Source organism: Acinetobacter junii CIP 64.5, from assembly GCF_000368765.1.
GTDB classification, from domain to species: Bacteria; Pseudomonadota; Gammaproteobacteria; order Pseudomonadales; family Moraxellaceae; genus Acinetobacter; species Acinetobacter junii.
Genome location: NZ_KB849655.1, coordinates 702,215 through 725,550, shown reverse-complemented (window position 1 = coordinate 725,550; position 23,336 = coordinate 702,215). Strand labels below are relative to the sequence as shown.

The 23,336-nt window shown below is 37.8% G+C and carries 20 protein-coding genes and 2 pseudogenes; 4 read left to right on the top strand and 18 right to left on the bottom strand.

Annotated elements, in window-relative coordinates:
- Positions 1–24 precede the first annotated feature (24 nt).
- The 5 genes from F948_RS09215 to gloB all read right to left on the bottom strand — a co-directional run bounded on the left by F948_RS09215 (position 25) and on the right by gloB (position 4,593).
- Complete coding sequence (locus tag F948_RS09215; protein ID WP_004962992.1) at positions 25–744, bottom strand: 16S rRNA (uracil(1498)-N(3))-methyltransferase; 720 nt, start codon at positions 742–744, stop codon at positions 25–27.
- A gap of 22 nt (positions 745–766) precedes the next feature.
- A complete protein-coding gene (gene metF / locus F948_RS09210; RefSeq protein ID WP_004912291.1) occupies positions 767–1,603 on the bottom strand; it encodes a methylenetetrahydrofolate reductase [NAD(P)H] in 837 nt (278 codons plus the stop codon).
- Between the two features lie 74 nt (positions 1,604–1,677).
- Positions 1,678–3,060 (bottom strand): adenosylhomocysteinase, encoded by a 1,383-nt coding sequence (ahcY, locus tag F948_RS09205; protein ID WP_004955169.1) that lies wholly within the window; start codon positions 3,058–3,060, stop codon positions 1,678–1,680.
- Positions 3,061–3,358: 298 nt separating this feature from the next.
- The gene (locus tag F948_RS09200; protein ID WP_004676939.1) at positions 3,359–3,565 is read right to left on the bottom strand and encodes a hypothetical protein; all 207 of its coding nucleotides are present in this window, start codon (positions 3,563–3,565) and stop codon (positions 3,359–3,361) included.
- A 296-nt stretch (positions 3,566–3,861) separates the two neighbouring features.
- Positions 3,862–4,593, bottom strand: a complete 732-nt coding sequence (gene gloB / locus F948_RS09195; protein ID WP_004962988.1) for a hydroxyacylglutathione hydrolase — start codon at positions 4,591–4,593, stop codon at positions 3,862–3,864.
- A gap of 368 nt (positions 4,594–4,961) precedes the next feature.
- Between gloB and F948_RS09190 the strand changes: the two genes are divergently transcribed.
- Positions 4,962–5,948: a hypothetical protein gene (locus F948_RS09190; protein ID WP_004962985.1), complete on the top strand. Its 987-nt coding sequence runs from the start codon at positions 4,962–4,964 to the stop codon at positions 5,946–5,948.
- Positions 5,942–6,811, top strand: a complete 870-nt coding sequence (locus F948_RS09185; protein WP_004962983.1) for an arginase family protein — start codon at positions 5,942–5,944, stop codon at positions 6,809–6,811. The genes F948_RS09190 and F948_RS09185 overlap by 7 nt, the downstream gene beginning before the upstream one ends.
- Before the next feature lie 56 nt (positions 6,812–6,867).
- Here the strand turns inward: F948_RS09185 and F948_RS09180 are convergent, their stop codons facing one another.
- The 9 genes from F948_RS09180 to F948_RS09140 form a co-directional block, all read right to left on the bottom strand.
- On the bottom strand, positions 6,868–7,563 hold the full coding sequence (locus tag F948_RS09180) for a methionine ABC transporter permease (protein WP_004912277.1): 696 nt from the start codon (positions 7,561–7,563) through the stop codon (positions 6,868–6,870).
- The gene (locus F948_RS09175) at positions 7,560–8,585 is read right to left on the bottom strand and encodes a methionine ABC transporter ATP-binding protein (RefSeq protein WP_004912274.1); all 1,026 of its coding nucleotides are present in this window, start codon (positions 8,583–8,585) and stop codon (positions 7,560–7,562) included. Before F948_RS09175 ends, F948_RS09180 begins: the two co-directional genes overlap by 4 nt.
- 68 nt (positions 8,586–8,653) lie before the next feature.
- Positions 8,654–9,526: a MetQ/NlpA family ABC transporter substrate-binding protein gene (locus F948_RS09170; RefSeq protein ID WP_004955163.1), complete on the bottom strand. Its 873-nt coding sequence runs from the start codon at positions 9,524–9,526 to the stop codon at positions 8,654–8,656.
- 581 nt (positions 9,527–10,107) lie between these two features.
- Positions 10,108–11,394 carry a phosphoribosylamine--glycine ligase gene (gene purD, locus F948_RS09165; RefSeq protein WP_004955161.1) on the bottom strand — a complete coding sequence of 429 codons (1,287 nt, stop codon included), beginning with the start codon at positions 11,392–11,394 and terminating at the stop codon, positions 10,108–10,110.
- Between the two features lie 105 nt (positions 11,395–11,499).
- Positions 11,500–13,074 carry a bifunctional phosphoribosylaminoimidazolecarboxamide formyltransferase/IMP cyclohydrolase gene (gene purH / locus F948_RS09160; RefSeq protein ID WP_004955158.1) on the bottom strand — a complete coding sequence of 525 codons (1,575 nt, stop codon included), beginning with the start codon at positions 13,072–13,074 and terminating at the stop codon, positions 11,500–11,502.
- A gap of 83 nt (positions 13,075–13,157) precedes the next feature.
- Positions 13,158–13,427: a DNA-binding transcriptional regulator Fis gene (gene fis / locus F948_RS09155; RefSeq protein WP_001086304.1), complete on the bottom strand. Its 270-nt coding sequence runs from the start codon at positions 13,425–13,427 to the stop codon at positions 13,158–13,160.
- Between the two features lie 375 nt (positions 13,428–13,802).
- Positions 13,803–14,666, bottom strand: coding sequence for a DUF3426 domain-containing protein (locus F948_RS09150; RefSeq protein ID WP_004962978.1), 864 nt, complete (start codon positions 14,664–14,666; stop codon positions 13,803–13,805).
- A gap of 14 nt (positions 14,667–14,680) precedes the next feature.
- Positions 14,681–15,586, bottom strand: coding sequence for a 50S ribosomal protein L11 methyltransferase (gene prmA / locus F948_RS09145; protein WP_004962975.1), 906 nt, complete (start codon positions 15,584–15,586; stop codon positions 14,681–14,683).
- Positions 15,587–15,770: 184 nt separating this feature from the next.
- Complete coding sequence (locus F948_RS09140) at positions 15,771–16,145, bottom strand: hypothetical protein (RefSeq protein WP_004962973.1); 375 nt, start codon at positions 16,143–16,145, stop codon at positions 15,771–15,773.
- A gap of 251 nt (positions 16,146–16,396) precedes the next feature.
- On the opposite strand from F948_RS09140, the gene mnmG reads away from it, so the two are divergent.
- Together mnmG and F948_RS09130 are read left to right on the top strand one after the other, a co-directional pair.
- The gene (gene mnmG, locus F948_RS09135; protein ID WP_004962971.1) at positions 16,397–18,277 is read left to right on the top strand and encodes a tRNA uridine-5-carboxymethylaminomethyl(34) synthesis enzyme MnmG; all 1,881 of its coding nucleotides are present in this window, start codon (positions 16,397–16,399) and stop codon (positions 18,275–18,277) included.
- Positions 18,278–18,395: 118 nt separating this feature from the next.
- The gene (locus tag F948_RS09130) at positions 18,396–18,728 is read left to right on the top strand and encodes a DMT family transporter (RefSeq protein ID WP_004962968.1); all 333 of its coding nucleotides are present in this window, start codon (positions 18,396–18,398) and stop codon (positions 18,726–18,728) included.
- A 65-nt stretch (positions 18,729–18,793) separates the two neighbouring features.
- On the opposite strand, the gene F948_RS09125 is transcribed toward F948_RS09130, so the two are convergent.
- From F948_RS09125 to F948_RS16415, 4 genes and pseudogenes are all read right to left on the bottom strand, one after another.
- Positions 18,794–19,417, bottom strand: coding sequence for a sterol desaturase family protein (locus F948_RS09125; protein WP_004962965.1), 624 nt, complete (start codon positions 19,415–19,417; stop codon positions 18,794–18,796).
- An 87-nt stretch (positions 19,418–19,504) separates the two neighbouring features.
- Positions 19,505–20,514, bottom strand: a pseudogene (locus tag F948_RS09120) (AraC family transcriptional regulator).
- A 199-nt stretch (positions 20,515–20,713) separates the two neighbouring features.
- Entirely contained in the window at positions 20,714–22,786 is a 2,073-nt protein-coding gene (locus tag F948_RS09115; protein WP_004962957.1) for a TonB-dependent receptor plug domain-containing protein, read from the bottom strand.
- Between the two features lie 368 nt (positions 22,787–23,154).
- Positions 23,155–23,336: pseudogene (locus tag F948_RS16415) on the bottom strand (IS701 family transposase); the annotation flags it as partial.

Genomic DNA, 23,336 nt, shown 5'->3' with positions numbered 1-23,336 from the left:
ACAACTGAAAGCAAATGAAATGAATCAATTGCTAGCAAAGTGATAATTTAAAATTGATAAAGCCACAACCGGAGCTGTTTCTGTCCTTAGAACACGATCTCCGATACACCAATTTACAAATCCATGTTGATTCGATAGCCCAATTTCTGATTCACTCAGACCACCTTCTGGGCCAATCAATAAAGCGAGTTCTGGTTGTGCATCTAGTAATACATTTTTCTGATCTTTGTTCGGCGCCATTACAAAACGCGATATTGGCAGATCTGTTTGAATCCATTCCTCGATTGAAATTGGAGCTAAAACTTTAGGCACAATATTCATTCCACATTGTTCACAGGCTGCGACTGCAACTGATTGCCAATGGTCTAATTTCTTTTGATCACGGTCATATTTAAGACGCATTTCACAACGATCACTTGTTAATAATTGAATCGTTGTCACACCAAGTTCAGTTGCTTTTTGAATCGCATAATCCATGCGATCACCTTTGCTCATCACTTGACCCAAAATCACCTTGAATGGTGCAGTTCGATCGATTGCTTCAAAATGATCAACAGATACGAAAGCATTTTTCTTGTTAATTTCAGTTAGCGTTACACGATATTCACCACCTTTTCCATTAAAAAAGATGGCTTTTTCTTGTACTTTCGCACGAAGTACACGAACCCAATGATGAAATACTGACTCAGTTAATTCAATCGTGTTGCCAGTATTTAATTCAGTTTCGATATAAAAACGATTCATGCTTGGGTCGTGCTCGTAGAAATTAGTTTAAACCTAAATCAACAACAAGTTGTCGGGTTGGTTCAGTTTGGTTCATTGAGTAAAAATGTAGCGTAGGTGCTCCACCAGCAATTAAGCGTTCACAAAGGTTAACGATGACTTCGTGACCAAATGCTTTAATGCTTGCGCTGTCATCACCATAAGCTGCAAGTTGCTTGCGAATCCAACGTGGGATTTCTGCACCTGTACCATCCGCAAAACGAATCAAGTTGCTTGCATTTGTGATCGGCATAATACCCGGTGCGATAGGAATATTAATTCCTGATTTCGCTAAGCGTTCGATGAAATAGAAATATGCATCAGGATTAAAGAAGAATTGGGTAATTCCTGCATTTGCGCCAGCTTGTACTTTTTCGACGAACCGTTGGATGTCTGCATCAAAACTTTCAGCTTGTGGATGCATTTCAGGATACGCAGCAACTTCGATATGGAAATGATCACCTGAATGTTCGCGTATGAATCGAACTAAGTCTTGAGCATACGGAAGTTCACCTAAGCCAACCTGACCAGAAGGCAAGTCACCTCTTAGTGCAACGATGCGGTCAATTCCTTGTGATTTGTAAAGATCAAGAAGTTCAGCAATACGTGCTTTGTCGTCACCAATACATGAAAGGTGAGGTGCAACTGGTGTGCCCTTACCATTAAAATCATTAATCGCTGCCAAAGTGCGTTCACGGGTTGAGCCACCAGCACCATAAGTAATAGAAAAAAACTCAGGGTTGAGAAGTTGTAACTCTTGATGAACAACACGTAATTTTTCTGCACCAGCATCAGTTTTCGGTGGGAAAAACTCGAAAGAAATAGGCACTCGTTTCGTCATTTCAAATCCTTTTATAAATTACTGAGAAGATTTTATAAAAAAGGGCAGTCCGTGAAACGTCTGCCCTAATTGTCTTAGTATTTATAAGCGTCAGATTTGAATGGGCCTTCAACAGGTACACCTAGATAATCAGCTTGAACTTGAGTTAATTGAGTTACTACACCACCAAAGCCTGCAACCATTGCCGCTGCGACTTCTTCATCTAATTTCTTAGGAAGAACTTCAACACGAATCGCCGCTTGCTTTTGATCAGCTGGTAAATCTGCAAATTTCTCAGCGAAAAGATGCATTTGCGCGAGCACTTGGTTTGCAAAAGAACCATCCATAACGCGTGATGGGTGACCTGTTGCATTTCCAAGGTTCACTAAACGACCTTCAGATAAAAGGATGAGATAGTTATTTTCATCTTCTGAGCGGTACACTTGGTGAACTTGAGGCTTCACTTCAACCCATTTATAACCACGTAAGTATGCCGTGTCGATTTCAGTATCAAAGTGACCGATGTTACATACCACAGCACCAGCTTTTAAGCTGTCTAACATTGCTGAATCACATACGTGGTAGTTACCAGTAGTTGTGACAACAAGGTCAGTATTTGATAACAAGTCTTGATTAATATCTTCTTTCTTGCCAGTTTGAACGCCATTTTTATATGGAGAAACAACCTCGTAACCATCCATACATGCTTGCATTGCACAGATAGGATCTACTTCTGTCACACGAACAATCATGCCTTCTTGACGTAAAGACTGAGCTGAACCTTTACCCACATCACCATAACCAATCACTAAAGCGCGGCGACCAGAAAGTAACATATCAGTTGCACGTTTGATTGCATCATTTAATGAGTGACGGCAACCATATTTGTTGTCGTTTTTAGACTTAGTAATCGAGTCATTGACGTTGATTGCAGGAACTTTAAGAGAACCATCTTTCCACATTTCCAACAAACGTTGTACGCCTGTTGTGGTCTCTTCAGTAATACCGTGGATGCGCTCTAAAAGAGCAGGGTATTTGTCATGAACAAGTGCAGTCAAGTCACCGCCATCGTCCAAAATCATGTTGGCATCCCAAGGCTTGCCGTTCACATTGATTTGTTGTTCTAAGCACCACACATATTCTTCTTCAGTTTCGCCTTTCCAAGCAAAAACAGGAATACCACGAGCAGCAATTGCAGCAGCAGCGTGGTCTTGTGTTGAGAAGATGTTACATGAAGTCCAACGAACTTCGGCACCGAGTTCAATCAAAGTTTCAATAAGAACTGCTGTTTGGATTGTCATATGAATACAACCCAAAATTTTAGCGCCAGCAAGTGGTTTAGCAGCTGCATAACGCTTACGTAAGCCGATCAAAGCTGGCATTTCTGCTTCAGCAAGTTTGATCTCTTTACGACCGTAGTCAGCAAGGGAAATATCAGCAACTTTATAATCTGTAAATGAAGCATTCACCGCGTTCATCAGGATCTCCTAGAAAAAATAGTATTGATCATTCAGTTCGCGGATGCCGTTGTTGGTTAAAACGAATGTTTAACCGATCGTCGAGCCTGGCATGTGATTTATAGTCATAAATCAAATGTCGCAGCATCCCTCGACTAGGACATTATAATACTTGGAAAACTGTTTTGTTCCAATGTTATTTTTTCGAGAGATGGTTATAAAGTGAGAGATTGAAATTAAAAAAGCAAAGTTTGATTAGGTCTCTTTTATGCTTTAGGGTTTCATGTCCGTTTGAAACCCTAAATAATTAGTATGAACATTATGCTTTTAAATGGTCTTCAAATTCTTCACCGAGTTGCATTGCTAAAGCATTTCCTGATAAGTCACCTGTAACCAAGCCGTATTCTTTTTTAAAACTGAAAGTGAACCCGCGATTGTCTGCTAAATTTTTCACCGAATAACCTAATTTTTCTAACCAAATACGGAAAGCCAATAAATTTTTTGCTTTAACAACTCTGTTTTTCATAACCAGTACTCCATGTGAATCATTATTCATTAATAGGGGTTGATGAATTTTTTTTAAAGGGGGATTGCATATATTTATTTTTCTAGATGTAAATAATGTAAAACTAGAGTAAATTTTTAATACTAATTTTTGAGAATTAAAAAATAAATAATTGTATTATATTGAGAAAATAAATTATTGAAGTGATATTTGATAAGCTGAAAAGCAATAAATCTGTGAAAATATATGTAAAAAATAATTTCATTTTCCACAATGTTGTTAGGTTGGAAAATGAAATTATTGATTAACCTAAAATTTTAAAATTGATCTTTCAGACTGCGAATGCGAGCAAACTCTTCAGCATTTTCTGTGCGTAAAAATGGATTGGTTTCTAGCTCAAGTTCTATCGTAGAGGGTAGGGTGATTTGATCTGATTCTCTTAGCATTTTTACTTGCTCGAAACGTTCTTGAAGAACAACATTGTGAGGTTCTATGGTTAACGCAAATTCAGCATTCGAAAGTGTATATTCATGAGTACAATATACTTTTGTCTGAATAGGCAAAGCTGCCAATCTATTTAATGAATGATACATTTGCTCAGCAGTACCTTCAAATAAGCGACCGCATCCCATTGCAAACAAAGTATCTCCACAAAACAAAGAATCTATTTCTTCAATAAAATAAGTGATATGACCTAAAGTATGCCCAGGAGTTGCAATCACTTCAATTTTTAAATCATTAAAGAAAAAATGATAATCATGCTGTAAAGGGTTTGAAAGGTAGGGAATTTTGCTGAGTTCATCACGCGGACCATAAACCAGAATGTTTTGCTCAGCCAACAAGCCTTCTACGCCATTTGTATGGTCTGGATGCCAATGCGTCAGCCAAATTTGTTTAAGGTGTAATTGATGTGTTTCACAAAAATCCGTGACTAGTTTCGCTTCTGTTGGATCTACAACAATCACTTCATTTGTACGTGTATCTTCTAACAACCAAATGTAATTTTTTAGGTTGTTTTTAACATCGATAACGTGGATTTTGTATTGCATAAACCATCCCTAAACAGTTATTAAAATAACTTTTGTAGATCAATCAGAAAATCATTACTTAACAGTGTAAGTCCAAATTGTGACAAGTGCAAAAGCATGAACAGCTTATCAAGTGACTTATTGACCTTTCACGTCATTATATGACCTATCAAATCTAGGGTTGTATTTAAGGTTGACAAGTGTAGTAAATTGCATGAATATGAGATCAGAAGTCTTTATAAGATCATGATTTTTATGGGGCTTTGACAAAGAACGGAAACTCGATATTTGAATAATAAACTCGAGCTAATATATCTAAATAAATAATTATGAATAAATGAAAGGGATGAAGTGGTGCTTGTGGGATATAAGAAGAATGAGGAGGGATTATGTCTGAATTAGTTGATCATGAAGTTGTCACTATTTTTAAAAAATATTTGCATCCCTTATCAGCAAAACTCACTGAAATGTTGAATGAACATTTCAGCCATCAAACTGAAAGACGGGGATGTGGTTATACACAAGCCACACGAGTAATAGCGGAGTTTGTTTCACAACCTCCTGATTTAATTGGCTTTCAAGACTTACGCATTTTTGATGACTACGATACCAAAGCACTAAGAAATATTTTAAATCAATCTTCGTCATATGGTTTGGAGTTATCTACATGGCGCAATTTGGATCAAAATCCACAAGTGATTGAGAGTTTAACTCGTTTGAATCCCCAAGAAACATTCACCCAAAACCTACAACAAGAATATGATTTTCAATCGAAATTGAGAACACTACATCAATATGCAGAGTTAGAAGAAAGTATACTGATATGTCAGTTACTTGCAGATATTATTCTTCCACAAGATTCAACAGTCTTAGATATGATTGAATGTCTTGCGCTGACCGAGAAGCCTAAAGTAGGTTCCTGTCCTATGGCAGAGAAGTTTTTTTTAAGAATTGCACATCATCGACTTCTTAGACAAGGCGAGATAAATATTTTTGTAGATGAACATGATCAACCGATAATGATGGAAAAAATGAATATGGGTGATAATCATTCCTGTATCAGTTTAGTTCCTTTGATCATGAATGGTGTACGGTTACCAGCAGGGAGTCTGTTTTCTGCACAATATGAGATAGAGAACTTAGAGAAATCAAAAAATAAACAATATAAAGGTTATGTGATTCCAATTTCTCAGATGAATGGTTTTTGGTTTTTAAGACTGACGACATTAGCTGTATCTCCTCAAAATCGAGCGCGCGCTTTTGGTTATCATTTCAAGCAACAAGTCGATAACGGGCTATTTAGACCTGATTCAACTGAATTGAGTCAATTGATGGAAATTGCTCGAGATCAGTTATGCGTAGAGCATCCATGCTAAAAGCTTGTTATTCACCTCGATATTACGCAAAGACACATACCAACAGTATGGAGAAGCTTTCAGCTGTGGCGGAGGTCTTGCACCAGCAACAAATGGTAGAATTTGTTGATCCTGGAATAATAGATGTTGAGATTTTAAAAAAGTTACACAACCCTCAGTTTGTTGACGCCTTTGTAACAGGTGAAAGTTCTTTCGCAACTATCCAAGGATTTAAACCGTGGAATGAACAATTACGTGATGCAATTTTGTCAGTACAAGCAGGACAGTTGGTTGCTGCTGAGATCGCTTTTAAAGAGGGGGTGGCAGCCAATATTGCCCAAGGTTTTCATCATGCTAGTTATGAGTCGGGTGCTGCATATTGTACTTTTAATGGCCTAGCATTGGTGGCAAAACAATATCCAGAAAAGCGCATTTTTATTTTGGATTGTGACCAACACGGTGGTGATGGTACTGCCATTTTTACTAACCGCCTGAGTAATCTTGTGAATTTTGGAATTTTTGGAATTCGATTCGGTTGTAAAGCTGGTGAGCGTAGTCTGACGCGCTATATTCATCCAAAAAATGGAAATTTTGATTTATATCGAGAAGCCGTATTTGAGGCATTTCAATACGCTTCTCGTTGGGAAGCAGACTTAATTATTTATCAAGCAGGGATGGATTGCCATCAGCATGATAAGTATGGGTCTAAATGGTTTACGACAGAATTGTTATATGCTCGAGACTATTTGGTTTTTGATATGGCGAAAAAAATGAAAATCCCAATTTTGTTTGTTTTGGCTGGTGGATATCAACAATTAGAGGATTTGGTACCATTACATGTAAATACCTTCAAGGCTGCAAATGAGATTTACTATCCTATGTAAATAAAAAACTCTCAAAATAAACTAAGATCATTTTGAGAGTTTTTTGATGTTTTAACTTATCGAAGTTTAGCTAACCAGTCACCAAAAGACTGAACGAATTGAACTAAAAGCAATAGCACGATCACGGTTAAGATGACCACACTAGTATCAAAGCGTTGATAACCGTATGAAATCGCTAAATCACCAATACCGCCCGCACCAACTGCACCTGCCATCGCCGTTGCGCCAATTAAAGAAATTGTGCCAGTGGTTAAGTTAAGGATAAGGGAGCTACGTGCTTCAGGAATGATAAACTTGAAAATAATTTGCCAAGGCGAAGCTCCCATTGCTTGTGCAGATTCAACAATCCCTTCGTTAACTTCAAGTAAAGATGTTTCGATGAGACGACCTAAATATGGTCCTACATAAATCGTTAGAGGCACAATCGCAGCCCATGTCCCAATTGATGTACCGACTAACAGTTTAGTCAACGGGATAACAGCAATCAGTAATATAATAAAGGGCAAAGAGCGGAGTGCGTTTACGATGGGGTTTATGGCATAGTAAATTGCTTTATTCTGTAAAATACCACCTGTACGCGTAACAACTAAAGTTATGCCTTGAATGAATCCCCAAATGCAGCCGAACAATAAAGCGAAGAAAACCATTTGAAATGTTTCTTGTAATGCTGTAACAAACTGGTCGATTGTTAAAGCACTTTTCCAAAAAGGAGCTGTCACTTCAGTGAGCCACTGTACAATTAAATCTCTCATTGACTGACTCCTGATTGCTCAACTTTTACACCTTGACCCTCAAGAAATTTGATTGCTTCCTGAATGATGAGTTGATCGCCCAAAAGTTGAATAAACATTTGTCCGATTACAGTGCCATTAATTTCAGTCATGTTTGCAAAAAGAATATTTAAGCTGATATCAAATTTTTTAATGACGGCTTGAATAACAGTTTCTTGGGCTGACGTGCCGAGAAATTGCAAGCTATAGATACTATTGTGATTTTGGTGTTCTAAATTATCTAAAATATTAATCGGCAATTGCTGTTGTAAAACAGTTTGAATAAAGGTTTTGGTTGTGGGATGTTGAGGCTGACTGAAAATATCTAAAGTTGGACCAGTTTCAATCACTTTGCCCGCTTCCATGACCGCAACATAATCGCAAACAGATTCAATTACATCCATTTCATGGGTCACCATAACAATCGTAATATTCTGCTCTTTATTAATCTTCTTTAATAATGCTAGTACTGATTTTGTGGTTTGAGGATCTAGAGCGGAAGTTGCCTCATCGCAAAGCAGGATTTTAGGATGATTGGCAAGTGCACGTGCAATACCCACGCGTTGCTTTTGACCGCCAGACAACTCATCTGGATATGCATCTTTTTTATGTTTTAGATCAATAAAGTCTAACAGCTCATTCAAACGCTTTTCACGTTCAACTTTGCTATGACCCAGTAATTTTAGTGGCATCTCGATATTTTCAGATACCGTCTTGGTCTGTAATAAATTGAAATGCTGGAAGATCATGCCAATATTTGCACGTTCTTGACGAAGGCTACGGGCATCTAAAGCCGTAAAATCAGTCTGATTGATAATGACTTGACCTTGAGTAGGGCGTTCAAGCAGATTAATCAAACGTATTAGCGTACTTTTCCCCGCACCACTATACCCAATAATGCCAAATATACTGCCTTCTGGAATCTCTAAATTAATTTGATCCAGAGCGTTGATCGTTTGACCTTTTAGCTGGTAATGCTTTGAAATATTTTTAAATTGGATCATATCGTCAATACTAAGCAAAAATGAAAAAAACAGGCAAAGTGATTTGCCTGTTTCCTATACAGATTATATTACGAATTTGTTTCTGTGAGATAACTAACAGGTTTATTCACGTCAACTTTCGTACCAGCAAAATGTTCTTGAACATATTTTTTCACCGCTTCTGTGTGATAAAGAGTTCCTAGCTTTTGTAATACAGGATCATTTTTTCTTGAATCAGCTACAGCTAAAATGTTGACATTCAGCTTCGTGCTTTGGTCAATTGGTTCATAAAAGATAGAATCTTTTAGAACATTTAAACCGCCTTCCATTGCAAGGGTATTCCCCAATACAATCGCATCAACTTCATCTTTAACACGTACAGCAGTTGCCATTTGAATTGGTTTAATATCGAGTTTTTTCGTATTTTCGATAATATCGCTTGGTGTGCCTTTTGCTGGATCAAAGTCAGCTTTTAATTTGATCAAACCAGCACTTTGTAATAACAATAACGCACGAGCTTCGTTTGCTGCATCGTTTGGAATCGCGATAGAAGCACCTTCAGCAAACTCTTCGACCTTTTTGACTTTGCTTGAGTAGATGCCCATAGGCTCTAAGTACGTCGTTGAAACTGGTGCAATCTTATCTTGATTTGAAGCATTGAAAGCAACAAGGTAAGCATATGATTGGAATGCATTCACATCAACTTCTTTATTTGCTACAGCTGTATTCATTGCTACATAGTCTGTAAAGTTTTTCACTTCAAGCTTGATACCAGCAGCTTTAGTTTCTGGCAAGGTCGCAATAAAACGCCAAATATCAGCATCTGAACCTGTTGATGCCATTACAACGGTTTGTAATCCACCCGCTTCATTTTTTTGTTCTGCTTTGGTGTCAGGTTGTTTACTGCACGCTGCAAGTAATAACACAGACACACTTAAAAAAAGACTAATTAGCTTTTTCATGTGTAAATCCTAATCGGAATAATGCTTAGTAAATAATCCGCTAATGCATTACTTAAGAGCTATAGGGTTCTTGTTACAAAGAGGTGAGTCGGTTCAAAATTTAGTGTTATGAACAGGCGACTGATCGAATTATTTGCAACAACAGAAAATTAAGAACGTTGATCTTAAGAATTTGACTTAAGCACATTAGTTCAATAATTTTCATATCAAATCGAGATTAGCTGATACTTTTCGAGTTAAATTTCATATTCTTATTCATATATAAAAAAATATGCATATAACTAAAAGTACTCGCCGAAAATTTTGGCAATCATAACAATAATTTGGGTTCTGTTATAGTGTTCTATTTTCTACTTATGGGTATAAATATATGATTATTAGAAAAATAGTTTAATTTTGGTAAAAGTAAATAAATGATACTTTTATAGTTTTTTCTAATGGTGGAAATGTCAGATTTTATTGAATTAGTGATATATATTTTTCTGAATTTAATATTTAAATAATGAATAAGGAAATGATTTTTATGCTCATTAAAGAATAAAAAAGCCTTCCGAAGAAGGCTTTTGTTAATTAACCAAAGCTTATTCTGCTTTTTCACGTGCAATTGCGCGATAACCAATATCACTACGATACTGCATACCTGTAAATGTCACTTGACCACATACTTCTAGTGCATTGATTTGAGCTTCTAGAACGGTGTCTCCAAGCGCAGTCACGCAAAGCACGCGACCGCCTGCAGTAATCACATGACCATCTTCAGTCGTTGCAGTACCTGCATGGAAAATTTTTGTATCTTCTGGAGATTGACCAATACCTGATATCACATCACCTTTGCGTACAGTTTCAGGATATCCTTCAGCTGCAAGTACAATGCCGATTGATTTGCGATCATCCCATTCGGCTTCACTTGGCAAGTTACCAGCAATACCAGCTTCTACTAAATCAACTAAAGATGATTTTAAACGCATCATGATTGGTTGAGTTTCAGGATCACCAAAACGACAGTTAAACTCGATCACGCGTGGTTGACCTTGTTCATCAATCATTAAACCAGCATACAAGAAACCAGTATAAACATGACCATCTGCTGCCATACCATCAACAGTAGGACGCATAACTTCGTTCATTACGCGTTCAAATACTTCCGGTGTAACAACTGGAGCAGGAGAGTACGCACCCATACCACCTGTATTTGGACCTTGGTCACCTTCAAAAATACGCTTATGGTCTTGTGAAGTTGCCATCGGTAAAATGTTTTTACCGTCGATCATGCAAATGAAGCTTGCTTCTTCACCTTCGAGGAATTGTTCAATCACAACACGTGATCCAGCATCACCGAATTTGTTGCCCGCTAACATATCATCAATGGCATCAAATGCTTCTTGGTTTGTCATCGCAACGATAACGCCTTTACCTGCAGCTAAACCATCAGCTTTAATTACAATAGGGGCGCCATTCTGCTCGACATAAGCCTTAGCAGCATCCACTTCAGTAAATACATCATAAAAAGCAGTTGGAATGTTATGACGTTTTAAGAAATGTTTAGCGAATGCTTTTGAACCTTCAAGTTGAGCTGCATATTGAGTTGGACCCCAAATTTTTAGACCAGCTTCGCGTGCTGCATCCACAACACCATTTACTAATGGAGCTTCAGGTCCTACGATCACTAAGGCAACATCATTTGCTTTGGCAAAAGCGATAATTGCTGGATTATCTAGAATATCAAGTTCAACGTTTTCACATTTGTCTTCAGTTGCAGTACCAGCATTGCCTGGCGCAACAAAAACTTTAGTCACTTGTGCATCTTGTGCGATTTTCCATGCAAGTGCATGTTCACGGCCACCGCTACCCAAAACTAAAATATTCATTATTAATTTATTTCCTTTTTAAGTATCTCAAGTACATCCACTAAAAATAGAAAATTCCCCCTTGAGATGCAACTAAAACATCGCAAGAGGGATTTTTTAAATCTATTAGTGACGGAAGTGGCGCATACCAGTGAAGACCATTGCAATACCAGCTTCATCTGCTGCAGCAATCGTTTCTTCGTCGCGCATAGAACCGCCTGGTTGGATGATACATTTGATACCTGCTTTTGCAGCGTTATCAATACCATCACGGAATGGGAAGAATGCATCTGATGCCATAACTGCACCTTCGACCACTAAACCAGCATGTTCAGCTTTGATCGCAGCAATACGAGCAGAGTTCACGCGGCTCATTTGACCTGCACCTACACCAATGGTTTGACGGTTTTTGGCATAAACAATTGCGTTTGATTTCACATATTTTGCAACTTTCCAAGCAAAAATCATGTCATCAATTTCTTGTTCAGTTGGCGCTCGTTTAGTCACAACTTTAAGATCATCTTTAGTGATCATGCCTAAGTCTTGATCTTGAACTAACAAACCACCATTGACACGTTTATAATCAAGTTGCGGCGCACGTGCATCAATCGCTGGAAGCTCACCGCAAACCATGACACGGACATTTTTCTTCGCACCAGTGACTTCAAGTACACCTTCTGCAATGCTTGGAGCAATAATCACTTCAACAAACTGACGATCAACAATCGCTTGAGCAGTCTCTACATCTAATTCACGGTTAAATGCGATGATGCCACCGAATGCTGATTCTGGATCTGTAGCATATGCAAGATCATAAGCTGCCTTAATGCCATCTAAAGAAACAGCAACACCACATGGGTTTGCATGTTTAACGATGACACAAGCTGGTTTAGCGAATGATTTTACACATTCAAGTGCAGCATCAGTATCAGCGATGTTGTTATAAGAAAGTTCTTTACCTTGTAATTGCTTTGCAGTTGAAACAGATGCTTCTTTAGCATTTGCTTCAACATAGAACGCTGCATTTTGGTGTGGATTTTCACCATAACGTAAATCTTGTGCTTTATTTAACTGCGTATTGAATGTGCGAGGGAATAAATCTGCTTCACCCTCAGCTTTACCAACACGTGCTCCTAAATAAGATGCGATCATGCCATCATATTGAGCAGTATGTTCAAATGCTTTAACTGCTAAATCAAAACGAGTCTCGTAAGAAAGAGCTCCATTTGTCTTTAACTCTGCAATTACAGCATCATAGTCAGATGCATTCACAATGATACCAACTGAAGCATGGTTTTTCGCAGCGGCGCGAACCATAGTTGGACCGCCGATATCGATATTTTCAATCGCATCTGCAAGAGAGCAGTTTGGATTTGCAACTGTAGCTGCAAATGGATAAAGGTTTACAATCACCAAATCAATCGGATCGATGTTGTGTTCTTGCATTACAGCTTCGTCCAGACCACGACGAGCTAAAATACCACCATGAATTTTAGGATGTAGTGTTTTTACACGACCATCCATCATTTCAGGGAAACCTGTATGCTCAGAAACTTCTACGACAGCGATGTTGTTGTCTTTAAGCAACTTATAAGTACCGCCAGTAGATAAGATCTCTACCCCTAGAGCAGCAAGGTTTTGAGCGAATTCAACGATTCCAGTTTTGTCGGAAACAGAGATTAAAGCACGTTTGATAGTCATGATTTTGGTCAACAGTTTGAAGTCTACAGATTAAAACAATTAAGCATAAAAAAATGCCCACGAGAACGTGAGCATTTTATCAATTATTCACTCATTAAACCGTGAGCTTTTAACTTTTTACGCAAAGTACCACGGTTAAGGCCTAAAATCTCGGCAGCACGAGTTTGATTGCCACGAGTATATTCTAAGACCACAGATAAAAGAGGTTTCTCCATTTCTGCTAAAACCATGTCATATACCTGAGATGGTTGCTCACCTTGCAACTGTGCAAAATAATGACGAACTGCGCGATCTACATGGATGCGAAGAGCGACATCAGATTGAGCCGTAAAAATAGGAGATTTGCTATTCATGCGTGTTAATCCGAAAAATCAAATATCACTTGGGTAAAGTGATATATAAATGTGGTCTAAATTACTGAGCCCTGTTTTAGATCCTAAAACAGTGACTCTAAAACAAAAGGACTATTAGCTTGCCACAAATCCTCGAATTGTGTAAAAAATAAGCGTAACAATAGTTAAATATTTGTTACAGCCTACTTTCAAAAACAAAAAAACCAACAATGCGCTTATAGGATTAAAGCACAGTTCGTTTAACGATTTTATTGTTTATAAATAACGAGGAGTAAGTAGGTCAAAGCATTCGTGGCGCGTATCATACCACTGTCTGCGAAAAAGTGAGCAAATTAACTGCACTTTTTTTTATTTTTTTGTCACTTTTTTATGCTTTTAGGGCTGTACAATTTCTAAACTATAGTTGTCGAAGCTATTTTTACTTTGTTCAACGGTAAATTCGAATTTAAATGGACTATCTGAAGGGATGCGTTGAATCGGTTTTAGACTGTCTACTAAATAGTCTTGGGGTTTGAGTGTGATATCCGTAACGGTCTCACCTTTGTCTTTAAGGATGAGTCTAATCGAAGGAATCAAGACGCTATCTTTATGATGATTGATCAGCACACCCGAAAACATTGTTTCGTTTTTACTGTAGCGTTTAACTTTAACTTTCTCAAAACTTAGATATTTGTATTGTTCATCTAGTGTTTTGCAAGTCAAAACACCACATGCATAGTTAAAGATACGGTTTAAAGCAGGGCTTTCATGCATAAGCTTTGGGTTAAACCATAAGATTTGAAAAGCGAAAACCAAAATGAGGACAATATTACCGATCCCCCAAAGACTGTAATATAGCCAACCGTGTTGTTTCGATGTTGGTTCATGATCAACCAATAAAGCATCTTCGGATAAATTTAAATTTGGTAAAGCCGTGACTGGCTCAGTATTAAAATAATTTAAATTGTTTAGATAGGTCAAAAGATCGATATTTGAGTTTTCAATTTTTTGATCGAAAATACTTAAAATCTGCATTTGCTTTTCAGCAAAGCTGCTATCAGGTTGGATAGAGGAGAATAGTGAACGATTGGTTTGTGTAGGAATCGTTTCGTTTGTCTCTGTATTTAAAAGATTGGTCAGAGCATTAAAGTTAATAACGCACTTGGGACAACAAACCATGCCCTGAGCAACACTGAGTTGTGAAGGGGTCACTTTATACACGGTTGAGCATTTAGGGCAGCGGGTTTGTTTTTCACTCATGAGGAACAATATTCTCAAATTGTTGTTTTGCGTTTTCCTGAAATGCGACACCAGTTCTCTTCGCGCTTTTCGATCTCTAATATATCAAAAAACTCAGAGTAAACACTAGAAACATCAGCAACTTGCTCTTCGATTACACCAGCAAGTGCGAACTCTCCCTCATTTTTAATTAAAGTTGAGAATTCAGGCGCTAAAGCCATTAGAGGTGCAGCTAGAATATTTGCAACTAGTATGTCCGATTGTTGACCTTTAAACTCGTTATTGAATTCTTCTGGTAAGCCAACGTACAGACGCTCAAGTACACCATTCAACTCTGCATTTTGTTTTGTTGCTAGAACAGCCTGTGGATCAATGTCTGTGGCATATACTTTTTTAGCACCTAATAGAAGGGCAGCAACACCCAAGATGCCTGACCCACAGCCGTAATCGATCACGATTTTATCTTTTACATCAGTCTTACCTAGCCATTGTAAGCATAGGAATGTACTGGCATGGTTACCTGTACCGAATGCTAAGCCTGGATCAAGTTTAATGTTGGTTGCATCTGCTTCAGGTGGCTCTAACCATTCTGGTACGATCCAATATTTTTCACCAATTTGAATTGGTTCGTAATAATCCATCCAGGCACGTTCCCAGACCTGATTTTCTAGATATTCATGGCGCATTGGCACATCAGGGAGTTGTGCTTTTAAAAAAGCTTCTAAAGTATCAACATCAATTGGAGCATCTTCTTCTTGTTGATAAATGCCCGTTACAATGACTTTATTCCAAAGAGGGGTTTCACCTGGTAATGGCTCAAGCAGTGCTTGATCTTCGGCATCATCTAGCGTAACGCTGACAGCACCCAAAGAAAGGAGCAAAGTTTCAGTTAGTTCAACTTGTTTTTGATCGACAGTAATATGAATTTGTAGCCAGTTCACAGGAAAACCTAAGTTAATGTATTTTGGTTATTGTAATAGATTCAGACCATACAGAGGGATTATAAAATAGACTGATTACAATTTTAAGATGTTTTTTCAAACATAATTCTTTTGATATAGCCTGAACAAAAAATAAGGATGCTGAACAGCATCCTTAAATAACTATATATAGGTGTCCAATTTCTTATGGAGCTGTTTGTTCAATTTGTGGAGCTGATTGTTCCATTGGAGGAGGTGTTATTTCCATAGGCTGAACAGGCGCACTCACTGGTCGAGGCTCTGATTGTGTTTCTGAAATCTTAGTTTGAGTTTCAGGCGTTGCATTATTTGCAGGCATTGGAGGTTGGAATGCTAATTTACCAGCTTCATTTGGCTCACATGTACCATTAAAGACAACACCTTTGTAGGCAAATGAAATCATATCACCTTGTTTTTTGCCCTTACATACTTGTTGATACTTTTGAGTTTGTGCATCAACTGTGGTTTTTGCATTGGTTTGTGCTGTTACAGCAAAACACAGGCTACAAATAAGCGTCGAAAATAAAAGCTTAGTGTTCATATCATTTTCCTAAAGTATTTGTTATGCACTAATAATGATAAGAATTTTTTAAATCGGAACAGTGGATATCAGGTTAATAGTTATAAGTCCATGTGTTAACAATGCATGAAAAGTGCAACATTAAGTTTTATTTTGTATATATTTAAATCAAGCTAAGCAGATGGGGATTACAAGAATATTGACGGATTTTGTCAACTTAATAGAAAACTTCTGTATAATACTCTGTCATTTTTTAAATACACATTACCACTATGCACTATCCTAAAGTTTACGACGTTATCGTAATTGGTGGCGGTCACGCTGGTACGGAAGCTGCGCTTGCGGCGGCTCGTATGGGAAGACAAACATTATTGTTGACGCATAATATTGAGACTTTGGGGCAGATGAGCTGTAACCCAGCGATTGGTGGTATTGGTAAATCGCACTTAGTTCGTGAGATAGATGCGCTTGGCGGTGCAATGGCGCTTGCTGCTGATAAGGGCGGTATTCAATTCCGTATTTTAAACTCGCGCAAAGGTGCTGCTGTGCGTGCGACGCGTGCTCAAGCAGACCGTGTCCGTTATAAAGCTGCCATTCGTCATACTTTAGAAAACCAAGCGAACTTGGATATTTTCCAACAAGCTGCTGATGATTTAATTGTTGAAGGCGATACCGTTAAAGGTGTTGTGACCCAAATGGGTATTCGTTTTGATACCAAAACCGTTGTACTCACCACGGGTACTTTCTTAGGGGGTGTCATTCATATCGGGTTGCAAAATTCGAGTGGTGGTCGTGCAGGTGATCCTCCTTCAATTGCTTTAGCGCATCGTTTACGTGAGTTAAAACTTCCAGTAGGTCGTTTAAAAACGGGTACACCGCCGCGTATTGACGCACGTACTGTTGATTTCTCTGTGATGACACCACAACCAGGTGATTTCCCATCTCCAGTGATGTCATTTATGGGTGATGTATCGATGCACCCTGAACAAGTGAACTGCTACATCACTCATACCAGTGAAAAAACACATGAAATTATTCGTGGTGGTTTAGATCGTTCACCTATGTATACAGGTGTGATTGAAGGGGTTGGTCCTCGTTACTGTCCTTCGATTGAAGATAAAATTCATCGTTTTGCTGATAAAGATTCGCATCAGGTGTTTCTTGAGCCTGAAGGTTTAGATACGCATGAGCTTTATCCAAATGGTATATCAACCTCATTGCCATTTGACGTTCAGTTCAATCTTGTACGTTCGATTCGCGGTATGGAAAATGCTCATATCTTGCGTCCAGGTTATGCAATTGAATATGACTATTTCAATCCGCAAGCATTGAAATTTACGCTTGAAACTAAAGCAATTCAAAACTTGTATTTTGCTGGTCAGATTAATGGTACCACTGGTTATGAAGAAGCAGGTGCTCAAGGTTTACTTGCTGGTTTGAATGCAGCACGTCGTGCTTGGGAACAAGAAGAGTGGACACCAAAACGTGATCAAGGATATATGGGCGTACTGGTAGATGACCTGATTACATTAGGGACTAAAGAACCATATCGTATGTTTACCTCACGTGCAGAATATCGTTTGATGCTTCGTGAAGATAATGCAGATCAACGTTTAACTCCAATTGGTCGTGAACTCGGTTTAGTTGATGACGAACGTTGGGCTGCATATAGCGAAAAAATGGAAGCTGTTGAGCGCGAGACATCACGTTTACAACACTTATGGGCAGCACCGAATAACCCAATGGGTAAAAAGTTTGTTGAAATGACGGGTGCGGACCTAAGTAAAGAGTGCAGCGCGATTGATTTATTGAAACGTCCAAATATTAATTTTGGTCAAATTGCTGAACTTACAGGCTCAGAGGTTTCTGAACAGGTCGGTGAGCAAATTGAAATTGCTGTGAAATATGAAGGTTATATCAACCGTCAACATGATGATGTTGCTCAGATGAAACGCCTTGAAGAAACGAAGATTCCAGCTGACTTTGATTATGATGGTGTTTCAGGTTTATCTCGCGAGATCACTCAAAAGCTTAAAACAGTTCGCCCTGAAACTTTAGCGCAAGCAAGCCGTATCCCAGGTGTGACTCCTGCAGCAGTTCAGTTGGTGATGATTACGATTCGTAAAAATAATATGGCGAAGAAATCTGCTTAAATATTATTAATAGATTCTTGATCTTAGAACTAGAAAACACCCTTTTTATTAAAGGGTGTTTTTTTATGATTGAATTAATAGATGTGAAATGTTTGTTTGGATAGAGCAGGTGTGGTAAATGAAAAGTTGGATATTTTTATTTGTAGCGATCACAGCAGAAGTGATTGCGACATCTGCACTGAAAAGTAGCGAAGGGTTTACAAAGCCATTTGCTTCGATCATTGTGATTTTAGCTTACATCATTGCATTTTATTGCTTATCTTTGACCCTGAAAACAATTCCAGTTGGTATTGCTTATGCGATATGGTCTGGGGTAGGAATTGTATTGATCACGACCTTTGCTTGGTTTTTCTATGATCAAAAATTGGATCTATGGGGAATTATCGGCATAGCATTAATTATGTGTGGTGTGTTGATTCTAAACCTTTTATCAAAATCTAGTCCGCATTGATTTATTTCCGAATAATAATTAAAACCGAACGAAGCGTTCGGTTTTAATTTAATGTTTAATCATTTTTATAAAGTAACTTCGATACCTAGACGCAGATTTTTCTGATCAGATTGAGTATTTGCATAAATTTCCGCATAAGCTTTTGGCAATAAACGACGAGCTAATTTATTGACCCTGTTTTCCATCCATTTAGGCATACTGATTGCCAAAGGGTTGGTTTCTGTTTCAGAAGCATCAGTCATCACTCGTGTACCCATAATGTAATCAAACCAAGGTTTAGTCACACACCAATTCGCATTTTGATTACTGGTCATATGATGATCATAATGCCAAGGGATACGTTTCTTTGCATACTCAGGATCGAGATGGGATTTGGCGTGGACTTTCCAATAATTCCAAATTCCGTAATACAAACCTGCCGTAAAAAATGGAGCAATAGGTAGAAAAACCGTTGCAGCGGCTGTTAAACCAAGCAATGCGGTTTTCTCATTATAGATTTCAGCATTTTTGAACATCGACTCAGCGTAACCTTCATCATGAAAAGCATTTAAACGTGCACGTTTATGGTGAGCAATATGTGTGAAAAAAGGGCTATTTCTGTTTTTACTTGGAAACTCATGAAGCCAAACTTTGTGAAAATACCATTCCATCCCATTTGCTACAAAAACACCGACAGGAAAACCGATCATGTTAGATTACCTCTAAAAGCAATGATCGAAGTGTATAAATATAAATATTAAATATTTTGACTGTATTGACAGTATTTTTATGCCTGATCAATCAAATCTATTTCTCTTGCGTTGTCGATATGCAGTCGGGGTTTCCTTAGTCCAGCGTTTAAATGCTCTCGAAAAAGCAGAAGGTTCAGAAAAACCTGTTAGGTAGACAATTTGATCAATCGACTCATCGGTTTGGGAAAGTAGGCGTCGTGCTAATCTTTCGCGATATTGAGCAATCACTTTTTCATAGGTGGTATTCAGTAATTGTAAATCTGCTCTTAAACTACGTGCGCTTTTGTTGAGATGCTCAGCCACAATATTCTGATCAAATTTTCCTGATTCTAATAAACCATTAGCAAGAATTTTCTCAATTTCTCCAATCAGTTGATGCTTATTCAAGAGATCAAGTTGAGATTCTGCATGATGTTCATGCATTTTTAATAGTTCGGGTTCATGTGCAGGAGAAGAATAATGAAGAATTTTAGATTCAAATAAAATAGCACCATGTCTTTGACCAACTAAAACATCGCAATTCCAAACTTTTTTATATTCTTCTTGATCCGCAGCATTTTCATATGGAAGCAAAACTTGAAATGGGATGAATGCATCATTCGTAATGTATTTGAAAAAATTAAGTAAAATACCAATCGCACATTCTAGACAATGTCGTACAGGATGCTCTAATCCATATAATCCAACAGTATTCTGATCAACTACTTCTAACTGAAAAGACATCGCATTGGTGAGAAGAGCTTGGTATCGTAGTGTTCGTTTTAGTCCTTCGCCAAATGTGGGACTACTAAGAAAAAGATATTCTATAACTTGACCACGAAATGGAGGTACATTTCCTCCGACATGAAGTCCGATATCTGAATCTGCACTAATTTTCTCAGCAGCATCCCAGAAACGTCTTTGTGTAGAATTATCTCTTCTCACTGACTTGTCAGGAGGTTGATCAGGTAAATGAACACTTGCAAAAATGTTTGCGGCATCTAAATCCATTTTTTGCATGGTTTGATACACCATACATAAAAAATGCCAGCATCGCTTGCTTTATTTGTGATCATGTTTGAAGGTTAAATGAACTTTTAAAACAATATACTATGTTCTTTTATCATAGAAATGAAATGTTTGTTAGAAGCTTCTTACAGGCTTCTATTAAATAAACTTTATATCTCATTAAAAATTTTTCTCTGTCATACAATCAAAGAAATAGCCATCAACTGGAATAAAAAAGCCAGTTGTAATAACTGGCTTTCTTGAATATTAAAACTTCTTTTCAAGACTAAATTGAAGAGAAGGGATTGATTCATTAATTCGTGCTTGAAATAAGCGCCCATCGTATTGATTGGTTAATCTTTCTTTATAATTTGTTCCTAAAATATTGTTAGCATTTACACTAGCAGACCAACCATTTTTGAATCGTTTAGTTGCACTGAGGTCTAAACTGATACGAGCATTTGTAGTTCGATCATAAGGTTGATTATTTAAAGCACGAGTATATTCAGGGGTATAACTGATATTTGCACTTGTAGAAAGTTGCCAAGGTTTAAAACTATATGAAACACCAGTGCTTGCATTGTATGGCGCAATGTCACTGACCAGTCGCTCAGATTTTTGCTCATCCTGAATTTTTGCACGGACAGTTGAGATCTGACCATTTAGCATGAATGAATGTCCAGCATTAGTTTGTTTTAATGCATAGCGGCCACTTAGTTCAACTCCATACGTTGTTGCCTTATTTTGGTTTTGAGGGCGTTCAACATAGCGTTCGCCTTCGAGCATAATCACTTTTTCGATATAATCTTTAATTTCTCTATGGTAAGCGGTTAGGCTCATACCACCGCTCGCAGAATCATAAGCAAGCGTGGACTCAGCGGCACGAATCTTTTCAGGTTTTAAATTTGGATTCCCACCACGGTCAGGATTATTTAAGCTACCTGCATCACTGTCAGTGGAAATGGTCACATTAGAAATTAGGCGGTCTGCATTCGGATTCCGAAATGCTTGACTGATATTGGTTTGTAGTGACCATTGATCAGTTAAATCATACCGATATGCAAAAACAGGACTCAGGTGCTGGTCTTGATAATCGACTAAACCCGAACGTTTTAACCATTCTTGGCGAGCGCCTAAAGTAAACGTGTGTCGATCAATAAAGCGCCAACTTCCTTCGCCATAAACGGCATATCGCTGTTCATCTAGACTTTTACTAATATTGCTATCTAATTGATTATTTCGTGCATCAAACCCAAATTTAATTTGACGATCTTGATCTAACTTTCTTGTTCCATCGTATGCAAGACCATACTCATCAATGGTTTCATCTGTGTATGTCTTCGTTTCAGGTGTAAGGGTAAGTTGGCTTTCCGTTTGATATTCTACCGAGAGTCGTAACTTATCACTTAGATCTTGATCTTTACGTTCGTAACGAGTGTTGAGTTTGATACTGTCATTTTTATCATCTTGAATTTGATTTCCTGAAGTGCCTTCCATCTTGATATTGCGATAAAATAATTCAGCGATTAATTTTTGTTGATCATCAAGTTCGTATTGTAAGCGTGGAGCAAACATTTGCATGTTGCGATTTACGGTACGTGACTGTTCTCGCGTTCCGATTAAATTTTCAGTTTTAGTCACAGACGTATTGTCAAACCACATTTGGTTAGCTGAAAGGCTGTATGACCATTGGTTTTCACGACCATCTGCTTGAACATTAATTTGTTTACGTTCAGCTTCTTGTTGCTCACTTTCTCTCAAGCCATAGCCGATTTTTACTGATCCATTTATACGTGTATCCAATGGTTCTTTTAGAATGATATTAATGACAGCTGAGGATGCAACAGAACCCTGAGCAACACTCGGTTGTTTAGTTACTTCGATTCTTTCAATCATTTCAGGGCTAATGGTATCTATGACAGACATCCCACCACGTGGGCCACTTTGAATAGGTTCACCATTTACGAGAAAAGTTGGTGCACCTCCACCACGAAAACGCATGCCTGAAGCACCACCTCCACCACGAGGTCCTTGTCCAAATACTGGAATTTGAAATCCTGCGGCACGGCGTAAAGCATCCATGACTGTTTGATCACCGTATTGAAGCATTTCTTCTCGTGTAATAATTGTTTTTGCAACTGCGCTGATATCTTGGTCTTTTTGTTTTTGAGTCTCAGATGTGGCTTTGAAAGAAAGCGTTGGCAGGACTTGAGTAGGTAACTCTGCGACTGCTGACGAATTTGTATTAGTTAGTGTATCAGTCGCAAATAGTGAGCTACTTATACTCAGTAGAGTAGAGCCGAGCACACTTAATTTTCCATAATTATGCGAGATTTGCATTGAAAATGCCCCAAAAGAAAGATCAAATTTTTATGGGCGTAGATTAATGTAAAATCATGAAGAAAAATCGAATTTATGCATGAACAGAATTAGAAATGGAAAAAATAATCTTTAATTTTGAGAATCATATTGTTATGAATAAGTAGTGTGTTTAATAAATAGACTTTAGTGTCGTATTGTTGCGAAATATGATGAAAATGAGAATTGCTTTTATTAAAATTGTATCGTTTTAATATTTTATGTTTCTCCTATTTTTGTCTTTCGGAACGTTATGATTTATCCATCTTTGAAATCAAATTCTAAGCCTGTATTTAGGCTTAGTATGCTTAGTTTAATGCTTATACAAGTTCAATAGGACTTACGCACTATTATTTATAGATTCTCTGTGGTAGCAGATGATTTTTATCGAGAATAAAGTCATCAATGAAGTTTTTGATCATTGGCCTAAATAATTTCTTCTGCCAACGATATATATTTTCAAAGATCCGCTCAAACTGGTTCTTTTGTATCTCAACGTAGGCCATCAAGGCTGAAAAAATATGATTCAAAA

Coding starts and splice junctions, on each gene's coding strand:
- F948_RS09150 (WP_004962978.1), bottom strand. CDS start 14,666: ATGAGTGAAAAACAAACCCGCTGCCCTAAATGCTCAACCGTGTATAAA.
- F948_RS09190 (WP_004962985.1), top strand. CDS start 4,962: ATGTCTGAATTAGTTGATCATGAAGTTGTCACTATTTTTAAAAAATAT.
- F948_RS09115 (WP_004962957.1), bottom strand. CDS start 22,786: ATGCAAATCTCGCATAATTATGGAAAATTAAGTGTGCTCGGCTCTACT.
- F948_RS09200 (WP_004676939.1), bottom strand. CDS start 3,565: ATGAAAAACAGAGTTGTTAAAGCAAAAAATTTATTGGCTTTCCGTATT.
- F948_RS09140 (WP_004962973.1), bottom strand. CDS start 16,145: ATGAACACTAAGCTTTTATTTTCGACGCTTATTTGTAGCCTGTGTTTT.
- fis (WP_001086304.1), bottom strand. CDS start 13,427: ATGAATAGCAAATCTCCTATTTTTACGGCTCAATCTGATGTCGCTCTT.
- F948_RS09170 (WP_004955163.1), bottom strand. CDS start 9,526: ATGAAAAAGCTAATTAGTCTTTTTTTAAGTGTGTCTGTGTTATTACTT.
- metF (WP_004912291.1), bottom strand. CDS start 1,603: ATGACGAAACGAGTGCCTATTTCTTTCGAGTTTTTCCCACCGAAAACT.
- ahcY (WP_004955169.1), bottom strand. CDS start 3,060: ATGAACGCGGTGAATGCTTCATTTACAGATTATAAAGTTGCTGATATT.
- F948_RS09180 (WP_004912277.1), bottom strand. CDS start 7,563: ATGAGAGATTTAATTGTACAGTGGCTCACTGAAGTGACAGCTCCTTTT.
- purD (WP_004955161.1), bottom strand. CDS start 11,394: ATGAATATTTTAGTTTTGGGTAGCGGTGGCCGTGAACATGCACTTGCA.
- F948_RS09125 (WP_004962965.1), bottom strand. CDS start 19,417: ATGATCGGTTTTCCTGTCGGTGTTTTTGTAGCAAATGGGATGGAATGG.
- purH (WP_004955158.1), bottom strand. CDS start 13,074: ATGACTATCAAACGTGCTTTAATCTCTGTTTCCGACAAAACTGGAATC.
- F948_RS09175 (WP_004912274.1), bottom strand. CDS start 8,585: ATGATCCAATTTAAAAATATTTCAAAGCATTACCAGCTAAAAGGTCAA.
- F948_RS09185 (WP_004962983.1), top strand. CDS start 5,942: ATGCTAAAAGCTTGTTATTCACCTCGATATTACGCAAAGACACATACC.
- F948_RS09215 (WP_004962992.1), bottom strand. CDS start 744: ATGAATCGTTTTTATATCGAAACTGAATTAAATACTGGCAACACGATT.
- F948_RS09130 (WP_004962968.1), top strand. CDS start 18,396: ATGAAAAGTTGGATATTTTTATTTGTAGCGATCACAGCAGAAGTGATT.
- mnmG (WP_004962971.1), top strand. CDS start 16,397: ATGCACTATCCTAAAGTTTACGACGTTATCGTAATTGGTGGCGGTCAC.
- gloB (WP_004962988.1), bottom strand. CDS start 4,593: ATGCAATACAAAATCCACGTTATCGATGTTAAAAACAACCTAAAAAAT.